General features: G+C 71.4%; 13 protein-coding genes. 7 read left to right on the plus strand and 6 right to left on the minus strand.

The window, feature by feature from the left end:
* Positions 1 to 45: 45 nt before the first annotated feature.
* The 3 genes from argH (at position 46) to FV218_RS13365 (ending at position 2,856) form a co-directional block, all read left to right on the plus strand.
* Positions 46 to 1,458: an argininosuccinate lyase gene (gene argH, locus FV218_RS13355; protein ID WP_147710098.1), complete on the plus strand. Its 1,413-nt coding sequence runs from the start codon at positions 46 to 48 to the stop codon at positions 1,456 to 1,458.
* Between the two features lie 178 nt (positions 1,459 to 1,636).
* Positions 1,637 to 2,053: a hypothetical protein gene (locus tag FV218_RS22795; RefSeq protein WP_187273053.1), complete on the plus strand. Its 417-nt coding sequence runs from the start codon at positions 1,637 to 1,639 to the stop codon at positions 2,051 to 2,053.
* Between the two features lie 110 nt (positions 2,054 to 2,163).
* Entirely contained in the window at positions 2,164 to 2,856 is a 693-nt protein-coding gene (locus FV218_RS13365) for an invasion associated locus b family protein (protein WP_147710099.1), read from the plus strand.
* A 79-nt stretch (positions 2,857 to 2,935) separates the two neighbouring features.
* Here the strand turns inward: FV218_RS13365 and FV218_RS13370 are convergent, their stop codons facing one another.
* A complete protein-coding gene (locus tag FV218_RS13370) occupies positions 2,936 to 3,187 on the minus strand; it encodes a hypothetical protein (protein ID WP_056091207.1) in 252 nt (83 codons plus the stop codon).
* Positions 3,188 to 3,677: 490 nt separating this feature from the next.
* Positions 3,678 to 4,328, minus strand: a complete 651-nt coding sequence (locus tag FV218_RS13375) for an HAD family hydrolase (RefSeq protein WP_246685115.1) — start codon at positions 4,326 to 4,328, stop codon at positions 3,678 to 3,680.
* A 272-nt stretch (positions 4,329 to 4,600) separates the two neighbouring features.
* Here FV218_RS13375 and FV218_RS13380 point away from each other — a divergent pair, with 272 nt between their 5' ends.
* Complete coding sequence (locus FV218_RS13380) at positions 4,601 to 4,921, plus strand: hypothetical protein (RefSeq protein WP_056088316.1); 321 nt, start codon at positions 4,601 to 4,603, stop codon at positions 4,919 to 4,921.
* Here FV218_RS13380 and FV218_RS22800 read toward each other — a convergent pair.
* Entirely contained in the window at positions 4,908 to 5,069 is a 162-nt protein-coding gene (locus FV218_RS22800) for a hypothetical protein (RefSeq protein ID WP_187273054.1), read from the minus strand. The genes FV218_RS13380 and FV218_RS22800 overlap by 14 nt on opposite strands.
* Here FV218_RS22800 and FV218_RS13385 point away from each other — a divergent pair.
* Together FV218_RS13385 and FV218_RS13390 are read left to right on the plus strand one after the other, a co-directional pair.
* The gene (locus tag FV218_RS13385; RefSeq protein ID WP_147710101.1) at positions 5,068 to 5,325 is read left to right on the plus strand and encodes a hypothetical protein; all 258 of its coding nucleotides are present in this window, start codon (positions 5,068 to 5,070) and stop codon (positions 5,323 to 5,325) included. The genes FV218_RS22800 and FV218_RS13385 overlap by 2 nt on opposite strands.
* A 31-nt stretch (positions 5,326 to 5,356) precedes the next feature.
* Positions 5,357 to 6,292: an ABC transporter ATP-binding protein gene (locus tag FV218_RS13390; protein ID WP_147710102.1), complete on the plus strand. Its 936-nt coding sequence runs from the start codon at positions 5,357 to 5,359 to the stop codon at positions 6,290 to 6,292.
* Between the two features lie 18 nt (positions 6,293 to 6,310).
* On the opposite strand, the gene FV218_RS13395 is transcribed toward FV218_RS13390, so the two are convergent.
* A complete protein-coding gene (locus FV218_RS13395) occupies positions 6,311 to 7,594 on the minus strand; it encodes a PQQ-dependent sugar dehydrogenase (RefSeq protein WP_147710103.1) in 1,284 nt (427 codons plus the stop codon).
* Positions 7,595 to 8,025: 431 nt separating this feature from the next.
* On the opposite strand from FV218_RS13395, the gene trxA reads away from it, so the two are divergent.
* Positions 8,026 to 8,346: a thioredoxin gene (trxA, locus tag FV218_RS13400; protein ID WP_056088302.1), complete on the plus strand. Its 321-nt coding sequence runs from the start codon at positions 8,026 to 8,028 to the stop codon at positions 8,344 to 8,346.
* Between the two features lie 174 nt (positions 8,347 to 8,520).
* Here the strand turns inward: trxA and FV218_RS13405 are convergent, their stop codons facing one another.
* The gene (locus tag FV218_RS13405; RefSeq protein ID WP_056088298.1) at positions 8,521 to 9,402 is read right to left on the minus strand and encodes a porin family protein; all 882 of its coding nucleotides are present in this window, start codon (positions 9,400 to 9,402) and stop codon (positions 8,521 to 8,523) included.
* A gap of 126 nt (positions 9,403 to 9,528) precedes the next feature.
* Positions 9,529 to 10,854, minus strand: coding sequence for a folylpolyglutamate synthase/dihydrofolate synthase family protein (locus FV218_RS13410; RefSeq protein ID WP_147710104.1), 1,326 nt, complete (start codon positions 10,852 to 10,854; stop codon positions 9,529 to 9,531).
* Positions 10,855 to 10,910: the final 56 nt, after the last annotated feature.

The following is a 10,910-nucleotide window of genomic DNA, read 5'->3' on the forward strand; positions in this document are numbered from 1 at the left end:
TTGCTCCGATGGGCGGGCAGGGCGGCTGGAAGGACGTTTGAAAACATGAGCAACCGGATGTGGGGCGGGCGCTTCGCGAGCGGCCCCGCCGAGATCATGGAGGAGATCAACGCCTCCATCGGGTTCGACAAGCGCCTCGCGCCCCAGGACATCCGCGGCTCCCTGGCGCACGTGACCATGCTGGGCGCGGCCGGCATCCTGCCGCCTGCCGATGTGGCGGCGATTCAAGACGGTCTCAAGGCCGTCCGGGCGGAAATCGAGGGCGGCGGCTTCGTGTTCCGGCGCGAACTCGAGGACATCCACATGTCCGTCGAGAGTCGGCTCACCGAGATCGTCGGCCCGGCGGCCGGGCGCCTGCACACGGCGCGCTCGCGCAACGACCAGGTCGCCACCGACATGAAGCTATGGGTGCGCGACACCCTCGACGGCCTCGACGCCCAGGTCGCCGACCTGCAGCAGGCCCTCGCCGAGAAGGCGCTCGCGCACGCCGGCACGGTGATGCCCGGCTTCACCCACCTGCAATCGGCCCAGCCCGTCACCTTCGGCCACCATTGCCTCGCCTATGTCGAGATGCTGGCCCGCGACCGCGGCCGTTTTCGCGATGCCCGTGCGCGTCTGAACGAGTGCCCCCTCGGCGCGGCGGCGCTGGCCGGCACATCCTTTCCCATCGACCGGCACGCCACGGCGGCGTCCCTCGGCTTCGACCGGCCGACGGCGAATTCCCTCGATTCCGTGGCCGACCGCGACTTCGCCCTCGAATCGCTTTCTGCCGCCTCGATCTGCGCCGTGCACCTCTCGCGCTTCGCCGAGGAACTCGTGGTCTGGACCTCGGCGCAGTTCGATTTCGTGCGCCTGTCGGACGGCTACACCACCGGCTCGTCGATCATGCCGCAGAAGCGCAACCCCGATGCCGCCGAGCTAGTCCGGGCCAAATCCGGCCGGGTCATCGGCGCGCTCACCGGCCTCCTCATCGTCATGAAGGGCCTGCCGCTCGCCTATTCGAAGGACATGCAGGAGGACAAGGAGGGCACCTTCGACGCCCTCCAGGCCCTGTCCCTGTGTCTCGCCGCCATGACCGGCATGGTCCGCGACCTCGAGCCCAACGCCCCCGTCCTGGCGCGGGCCGCCGGCTCCGGCTACGCCACGGCGACGGATCTCGCCGACTGGCTGGTGCGCGAGCTCGGCCTGCCGTTCCGCGAGGCCCATCACGTCACCGGCCGCCTCGTCGGCACGGCGTCCGCCCGGAGCGTCGGGCTGGAGGACCTCACCCTCGCGGAGATGCAGGCGGCCGAGCCCCGGATCACGCAGGCGGTCTATGCCGTGCTGGGTGTGGAGAACTCCGTGTCGAGCCGCACGAGCTACGGCGGCACCGCGCCCGACAACGTCCGGGCCCAGGCCGCGCGCTGGCTCGAAACGCTCGGCGCCCGTGGCGATCTTGGCGAGACGCCCGCAGCGTGAGAGCTTGAGGAAAAGCTGGACCGTGCCGCATGGCGTTCACGGTCCAGCTATGTGATCCTGCTTAAGAGTGCCTCACGAAACGCCCGGTCACCGCTGGTTCTCGCCCTGAGCCCGGCGGCGCAACGGGCGTTTCGTGAGAGACACACCACCACGCCGGACCCCTTCGGAGATCGCGCGCATGCCCGTCGAGAGCTGTTTATCGCCGGACGACACCCCAGTTTTCGCCGCCCACGCCACCGCCCACATCGACGCGACCCTCGACCGCCTGGGCGAGGCCGAGCGTGCCGCGTTCTGGGCCTCCGTGCGCAAGTGCTACAACACGCCCTACAACGATCCGAAGCCGCGCCCGCTGCCGGCCACGGCCCTGATCGCGAAAGCCCTGACCGATCAGGCCTTGACCGATCAGGCCTTGACCGATCAGGCCCTGGCGGAGGCACCCGAGCGCGCGATGCCGGACCTCGCTGTTCCGGACCTCGCTGTTCCGGACCTGGCTATTCCGGATCTCGCCATTCCGGATCTCCCCATGCCGGATCTCGCCATGCCCGTCGCGGCGATGCGCGTTCCGGGCCTCGGCACCGAGGCGCACGTGTCCTGAATCCCGGCGATCCGCGCCGTCTGCCGGTGCCGTCCGGGCCCCGGCTCCGCCGCCGTATTTCTGGACGATGGGCAGGCTCCACCGGCCGCCTCGTCCCACAAGGTTTCCCCATGCTCCTCGACGTCCGGCGCTGCCTCATCCTCGGAATCTCGGCGGTCCTCCTGTGCGGGCCGGCGGATCGGATCGGTGCCGGATCGCTCCTCGGCGCCGGCCTCGCCGCGGCGCAGGAGGCGGCCCCCGAGGAGGCCGAGGGCCCGCGCAAGCGCCGGCGCACGCGCGAGCCGCGGGGCGCGTCCAAAGCCATCACGGCCCCGGGGATGCAGCAGGCGACCCCCGTGGCGATCTTCGGCGACTGGAACGTCTTCGCCAGCGGCCAGGGCAAGACCCGGGTCTGCTACGCCATCGCCCAGCCGACGGCGCGCTCGCCCAAGACCCTGAAGCGCGACACCGCCTACCTGTTCGTCACCGTCCGCAAGGCGGAAAACATCCAGAACGAGGTCGCGGTGATGCTGGGCTTTCCGGCCAAGCCCGCCGGCAGTCAGTCCGGCGCTGCGGCGAAGCCCAACGCGGCCGCCACGGACCCGGCCATCCACCTCGGGGCCACCCGCTACGGCCTCGTCACCAAGGACAACAACGCCTGGCTCCAGAACCAGGCGGAAGAGGCCCGCGTCGTCACCGAGATGGGCCGCACGGCCAAGCTCCAGGTCAAGACGACCTCCCTGCGCGGCAACCCCACCAGCGACGACTACGCCCTGGCGGGCTTCGCCGAAGCGATGAAGCGCACCCGCGACGAGTGCAAGTAGCACGTACAAGTCGCGCGCAGGCGAGCGCAGCGCCCCGGGGGAGGGGCGCTGCGCTTCATCGGGCGGAGCTCACGAGAAATCAGACCGCGCGCAGGTGTCCGGCGCCGGTGGGACGGCCCCGCGACGGGGTGCCGGACCGGGCCCGGAACCGCTCGCGGGCGGCGCGGGCAGCCTGCTCGACGCTGGCAAACACGGTTCCGTCGAGGCGGTCGAAATCCCGCTGCGACGAGAAGAACCGCACCCCGCCGCGCTCCGGCACGGCGATCCCGGCCGTGACCTCGCCGATCTCGATGATCCGCGTCGGGGCCGTGGCCGCGCGATCGGCATGGATCGGGTCGGCGTGGAGCCGGTTGCGGGCGCGGGCGGTCTGAAGATCGTGGAAGGGCGGGGCCGCGTGGCGCTGGTTCAGGGCACGGGCGGTGGTGTCGGCGTGATGATGCGACATGGGAGCGAACTTTCCTGGGGCCGGCGTCGGGCCGGGCGTGGACGGGCGGGATGCGTTTCGAACATCAGCATCGACAGCCGTCGCAGGCGTTCGGGATCGGTCGGATCGGGAGGTTGTTCAGCACGGCAAGTCATCCTCATCGAGCAAGGACCACGAGGCGCGGGCGCGTCGCGGAGCTTTAGCGTTTGGTGACGCGGCGCAAGCTGCACACTTCAAATCACCGCGGTGCGGCGGCGGTGAAAGCCGCCGACGAACACCTTGAAGATGCTGTGCGGGGGCGGTTTCGTCAACGGATCGATCTTTCGAATGCAAGCTCGGGCCTAGCAGGAACCGCTCCCCGCCCGGTCCGGCGCGATGGTTTCGTGCCGTCGCCCGGTCAGGCCGACGCGACGAGGGCCGCGAAGCCGGAAAAGTCGTCGAACACCCGCGCGGCGCCGGCGGCGACGAGGTCCGCGCCGCCGCGGTCGTGGGTCCAGTGGCCGCCGCCGGTGAAACCGAGGACCCGCATCCCCGCCGCCCGCGCCGCCTGCACGCCCGGCACGCTGTCCTCGACGACGAGACAGGCCCGCGGGTCCGCCCCCATGGCGGCGGCGGCGTGGAGGAACAGGTCGGGGGCCGGCTTGCCGCGGGCCACCATGGTCGAGGAATACACCCGGCCCGCGAACAGGGGCAGCAGCCCCGTCAGCCCGAGGGTGTGGGCGAGGCGGACCGGATCGCTGCTCGACGCGACGCAGTGCGGCAGCGCCAGCCCCGCCACGGCCCGCGCCACGCCCGGCATCGCCGTGAGGCCGGCGTCGAAGGCCCGCAGGGTGTCGGCCTTCACCGTCGCGACGAAGTCGTCGGGCACGGTGACGGGGTAGTCGCGGACGATATGCGCCATGATCGAGGCCATGGAGGTGCCGGCGAAGCGCACCCGCACGGTCTCGACGTCCATGGGCACGCCGATGCGGTTGAGGCCGGCCGTGAGGCGGGCGAGGCTGATCGGCTCGCTGTCGACGAGGACACCGTCGCAATCGAAGATCACCAGGGCGAGGGGCGCGTGCGCGTCGCCGACGGGTCGCGGCGCGGCGGTGGTCGAGCTGTGGTCGGTCAAGAATCCATCCCCGGAGAGGCGGGCCGGTTTCGCACGGGCGGCGGCGGCCCGGCAACGGCCGGCTTGCATGGGTCGGCGTCGTATGGGTCGGCCCTGCAGGGCTCCGCTTGCGAGGCTCGGCTTAGCGAGGCTCGGCTTGCACCCATCCGCGCCCACCCCTACTCAGGCACGGGCCGGCGCGATGCCGGCGGGTGTGACCGGGTGCGATGCTTCGTTTTCTCAGCCGCTTCCTCGGCCTCGTCTTCCTCGCGGGCGGCTTCGTCGGCCTCGTCTATGACGGTGCCCGCTCCATCGCCAACAACGGCGTACGGATGACGAGCCTGAGCGATCTCCTGTTCACCCTGTTCAAGGACCGGGCCAGCGCCCTGCAGGGCACCGTCGAGGGCGTCGCGCCGTGGCTCTGGCAGATCCTGGTCCTGCCCCTCACCCTGGCCCCCGCCGCCGTCCTCGGCCTCGGCGTCGGGGCGATCCTGCTCTGGCTCGGCCAGCCCGGCCGCGAGCCCATCGGCTTCCTCAGCCGCCCGTGAGCCAATAGTTGGCCATGAGCGAAGTGCCGACGCGCACGTGACGCGTCCGGGACCGTTTGCGCCGGATGGCACGGGCCTTATGATCCCCGTCGTCCGCGCGCGCGCCGATGCCGTGCATCACGTCCGCCGCGCCTCGGGGTTTCAGCATGTCTCGTCTTCTCGTCGCCACCCTCGTCCTGCCGCTGCTGGCGGGGTCCGCCCTGGCCCAGGCTCCCGCGGCGCCGGGGGGCCGTACCGTCACCAGCACCGGCGTCACCAAACCGCCGGGCCGGGCCGGCGCGCCGTACAGCCGCGCCAACACCGAGGCCGACATGGCCAAGGCCCAGCGGGCGTCCGCCACCCGCGACAAGGCCTGGGATTCGAAGATGCGCACTACCATGGGTTCCATCTGCAAGGGCTGCTGAGGCGAAGGGCGGCCGAGGCGGCCTTGGCGGAATGATCCGCTTCGCGGGCGTCTCGAAGCGGTTTCCCGGCGCGGCGCGTCCGGCCGTCGAGGCCGTCGATCTCACGATCGCCGAAGGCGAGACCTGCGCCCTCATCGGTCCGTCCGGCTGCGGCAAGTCCACCACCCTGCGCATGGTTAACCGCCTGGTGGAGCCGGATGCCGGCACGATCCACCTCGCAGACGCCGACGTGGCCCGGATCGATCCGATCCGCCTGCGCCGCGGCATCGGCTACGTGCTCCAGGGCGTCGGCCTGTTCCCGCACCGGAGCGTCGCCCGCAACATCGCCACGGTGCCCGGATTGCTCGGTTGGCCGAAAGCCCGCATCGCCGAGCGGGTCGACGCCATGCTCGACCTCGTCGGCCTCGATCCGGCGGAGTTCCGGGACCGCCGGCCCGACGCCCTCTCGGGCGGGCAGCGCCAGCGCGTCGGCGTCGCCCGGGCGCTGGCGGCCGATCCGCCCGTGCTGCTCATGGACGAGCCGTTCGGGGCCGTCGATCCCGTGGCCCGTGCCCGCCTCCAGGTCGAGATCGGCGCCATCCTCCGGCGCTTGCGCAAGACCGTGATCCTCGTGACCCACGACCTCGACGAGGCCGTCCGCATGGGCGACCGCCTCGTCCTCATGCGCGCCGGCCGCATCGTCCAGGCCGACACGCCCGATGGCCTGCTGGCGCGGCCGGCCGACGCGTTCGTGGCGGATTTCGTCGGTCCCGACCGGGCCCTGCGGCGCTTGGCCGGGCTCACCGCCGGCGCCCTGGCCGGGCCCGGACCGATTTCGGGCGCGCCGGCCATCGCCCACGATGCGTCCGCGCGCGACGCCCTCGCGCTCATGCTGGCGACGGGGGCCGAGCACCTTACCGTGACCGGGCCGGACGGACCGTCCGGTCTTACGCTCGCGGCGATCCGCGCGGCCTCGGCGCCCGCCTGAGGGGCGGGCGCCTTGCCCTCACTGGCCGGGCGTCAGCTTGAGGATCTTGCCGCCCGGGCCGTCGGTGACGGCGTAGACCGCGCCGTCGGGGCCGACCTTCACGTCGCGGATGCGGTCCTCCAGGGGAATGCGCTCCTCGGTGACCACCTTGTCGCCATCGAGCTTGACCGCGACGAGACCGCCGCTGACGAGGCCGCCGATGAGGAAGGCGTCCTTCCAGGCCGGGAACTTGTCTCCGGTGTAGAGCGCCATGCCGGAGGGACCGATCACCGGGTCCCAGTAATAGACCGGCTGGGCGGTGCCGCCGGCCTGGGTCTTGCCCTCGCCGATCTTCTCGCCCGAATACTCGATGCCGTAGGTCACCTCCGGCCAGCCGTAATTCACGCCGGGCCGCGGGCGGTTCAGCTCGTCGCCGCCGCGCGGGCCGTGCTCCACGGTCCAGAGGCGGCCCTGCGGGTCGAGGGCGGCCGACTGGACGTTGCGGTGGCCGTAGGACCAGATCTCGGGCTTGGCCTTCTCGCCGCCCGTGAACGGGTTGTCCTTGGCGGCGTTGCCGTCGGTGTCGATGCGGAACACCTTGCCGAGGCCGCTGGTGAGGTCCTGGGCCTGGACGCGGGGGCCCTTGTCGGAGCGCTCGCCCACGGTGACGAACAGCTTGCCGTCCGGCGCGAAGACGAGGCGCGAGCCGAAATGCTTGTCGCCGTCGTAGGTCGGCATCTGCCGGAAGATCACCTTGACCTCGTCGAGGCGGGCCGCACCCTTGTCCTCGATGAGCTTGGCGCGGGCGACGGTGGTGCCGTTGCCCTTTTCGCGGGGCTCGGCGTAGCTGAAGTAGATCAGCCGGTCGGCGACGAAGCTCGGGCTGAGCGCCACGTCGAGGAGGCCGCCCTGGCCCCTGGCATCGACCTTCGGCACCCCGGGGATCGGCGCGCCCGGCGTGCCGTCCCTGGCCACGATCCGCAGGGTCCCGGCCTTCTCGGTGACCAGCATGCGGCCGTCGGGCAGGAATTCCAGGGCCCACGGGCTGTCTAGGCCCTTGGCCACGGTCTCGGTCTTGACCTTGGTGGCCTCGGCGGGCTTCGGCGCCCGGGTCTGGTTGGGCAGGAGCGGCTTGTAGGACGTGTTGGGCGCCTCGGTCTCGGCGGGCGTGGTGCCGGCGGCATCGGACGTCGGCGCGCTGAAGGCCTCGCCCTCGACCCGCGGCTGCCGGGGCGCGGCGGCGCCCGCCTCCTGCGCGATGGCGCCCGCGGGAAGGCCGGCGAGGGCGAGGGTGGCGAGCAGGGTCTGGGAGATGCGCTTCACGTCGGATTGTCCTCCATGGCGGCGAGGTGCCGTGTCAGGTTTTCGCCGTATCGGGTCGTCGTGGCTTCTACCGGTACCGGCGCCCCGGCGCGAGGCAGCCGAAAGCGCCCCGGCCGGCCGCCGAGGCCCGCGCGGCTGAAGGGGAGATGGGGCGAGGGCGGGCGTTTGACGAGTCCCGGTCTCCGTCGGCAACCGATGTTCGGGGCCGTCGAAGACCGGGAGTGCCGCCGCCGCGGTGGACAAGGCTCGGCGCGGTGGACAAGGCATGAGGCGGACGGTGTCCTGCCCCGCGGGGCGCACGCACCGCCTTGACCCTCCGGCCCCGCGTCGCCAAGTCTCATCCTGAGGCGCCGCCCGTATGCGGCGCACCCCGCCCAGGGCCGTCCGGCCCGGACGGACCGCGCTCCGGCGCGAACGTGAAAGGGACCAAGATGGCGACGGTGAAAGTGACCGACGCGAGTTTCGAGCAGGACGTCCTCAAGTCCGTCGAGCCCGTGGTCGTGGATTTCTGGGCCGAGTGGTGCGGTCCCTGCCGGCAGATCGGCCCGGCGCTCGAGGAGATCGCCACCGACCTCCAGGGTCGGGTGAAGATCGCCAAGGTCAACGTCGACGAGAACCCCGGCATCGCCGCGCAGTACGGCATCCGCTCGATCCCGACGCTGCTGATCTTCAAGAATGGCGAACTCGCCAGTCAGAAGGTAGGCGCCGCGCCCAAGGGCGACCTCTCGCGCTGGATCCAGGCGAGCGCCTGAACGGGTTTTCGGTACACGGATGGACGAAGGCCCGGTGCTCGCGCACCGGGCCTTTTTTTCATCCACGGTTCCGTCCCCGCGCGACGGGCGCTTGAAACGAAGGAAGCCCGGCCTTTCGGCCGGGCTTCCCAAGTTCCGGGATTCGGAAGTTTCCGAGACCGGACGGTGTTCGGCCTAGTACGAGCCGAACTTGTAGTTCAGGCCGGCGCGGATGACGGCGAACTCGGTGTCGCGGCCACGGGTGCCGCCGGTGGCGGTGGCGTAGGGGGTGCCGGTGCGGAACTGCAGGCCGGTGCTGTTGGACACGGCGAACACGTTGCTGGCGGCGGTGCGATCGAGGTTCACGTACAGACCTTCGACCTTCAGCGTCACGGCGGACGAGCGGAAGAAGTTCAGGAACGAGTCGGTCGGGAGCGCGTACTCGATACCGCCGCCGGCGGCGTAGCCGGTGCGGAAGTCGTCGTTGCCGCGGAAGCCGCCGAACGAACGCTCGGCGCTGCCGGCGCCGTAGGCGAAGCCGCCGGTGCCGTAGAACAGGACGCGGTCGAAGGCGTAACCGATGCGGCCGCGCACGGTGCCGAAGTAGTCGAGGCTGGAGATGCCGTTCGGGTTGACGAACGTCAGGTCCGGGTTCGGGGTGCCGACGAAACCGGCGACGCGGTTGCGGTCACGACCGAAGTCGACGTACTGGGCGTCGGCCTCGACGCCGATCACGAGGCCGGAGCCCGGCGTGAACTGGTAGTTGTAGCCGATCTGGCCACCGCCCGTGAAGCCTTCCTGCGAACGGCTGTTGTTGTAGATCACAGCGCCGTTGCCGCCGACGAGGCCGGGGGCGCGGAAGATGCCGGAAGCGCCGGTGGCGACGACGGCGGGGGTGGCAACGTCGTTACCGGCGTCGAAGCCGTAACCAGCGTTGAAACCGGCGTAGAAGCCGGTCCAGGTGAACACCGGCACCGGCACGAAGACCGGCGGCGCGGCGCGGCGCGGAAGGTCGGCGGCCGTGGCGGCAGCCGTGAGAGCCGTGAAGGCGGCGAAAGACGTCAGAAGCTTTTTCATTATTGATCCCCAGCGAGTTGCCCGATCGAGGGAGAAACTAACCGAGTTTCCACGGCCAAGATGTAGCATGGGTGCCACACCGGCCGGAGCGATGCAGGACGGCGTCTCTCGGCCAATGCGGCGATGTCATGTCGGCGGCGTGCCGTTGGCCGTCAGCACGGCGCCGGCCAAGTAGAGCGAGCCGCAGATGAGGATGCGCGGCGGCCGGTCGAACGCCGTGGCGCACAGGCCCTCCAGCGCCGCCTCGATGCCGGAGGCCACCTGGGCGTCGAGGCCGACCTCGACGGCGATCTGCGCCACCTCGTCGGCGGGGCGCGCCGCCATCTGGCCGGCGATGGGCACGGCGATGAGGGTCCGGGCGAGGCCGACGAAGTTGCGCAGGAACCCCTCCGCGTCCTTCGTGCCGAGCAGCCCGACCACGAGGACGAGGGGCACGTCGCTGCGCTCGCCGAGATCCGCCATGGCGGCGGCGAGGATGCGGCCGCCGTCGACGTTGTGGCCGCCGTCGAGCCAGAGTTCCGCGCCGGCCGGCACGAGCTCGGACAGGCGTCCCCGGTTGAGCCGCTGCAGACGTCCGGGCCAGTCGACGGTGTCGAGCCCCCGCTCGATGGCGGCAATCCCGATATCGCCGAACCCCGCCGCCCGCAGGGCCGCGATGGCGGTGCCCGCATTGGTGAGCTGGTGGCGCCCGTTGAGGCGGGGGCGGGGCAGGTCGAACAGGTCGACCTCGTCCTGGAACACGAGGCGCCCGCGCTCGGCATGCACGGAAAAATCCTGGTTGCCGACCCGGATCGGATCGGCCCCGATGGCGTCGGCCAGCCGGCACAGGACCGAATCGGCCTCGACGTAGTCCTGGGCGGCGATCACCGCCGGGCAGCCGGCCTTGAAGATGCCGGCCTTCTCCGTGGCCACCGCCTCGACGGTGTCGCCGAGATACTCGGCATGGTCGCGCCCGATGGGGGTGACCACGGCGCAGGCCACCTGGTCGATGACGTTGGTGGCGTCCACCCGTCCGCCGAGGCCCACCTCCAGCAGGAGCACGTCGGCGGGCGTCTCGGAGAACAGCAGGAAGGCGGCGGCCGTGGTGATCTCGAACACCGTGATCGGCTCGCCGGCATTGGCCGCCTCGCAGCGGGCGAGGGCATCGGCGAGCTGGTCCTCGGGCACGTAGTGTCCGCCGCCGACGGCGCCGATGCGGATGCGCTCGTGGAAGCGCACGAGGTGGGGCGAGGTGTAGACGTGGGCGGCCAAGCCCCCGGCCTCGAGGATCGCGCGCATGAACGCGATGGTCGAGCCCTTGCCGTTGGTGCCGGCGACGTGGATCACCGGCGGCAGCTTGCGCTCCGGGTGGCCGAGGCGTTCGAGCAGGCGCTGGATGCGACCGAGCGACAGGTCGATCGTGCGCGGATGCAGGGCGAGGAAGCGCGCCATCAGCGCGTCGGAGGAATCCATGGGCGGGGTCGCGTCGGGGGGCTCAGGCCGGCTCGGCCACGGGGGCCGGCCTGAGC

It is taken from the genome of Methylobacterium sp. WL69, from assembly GCF_008039485.1.
GTDB lineage: Bacteria > Pseudomonadota > Alphaproteobacteria > Rhizobiales > Beijerinckiaceae > Methylobacterium.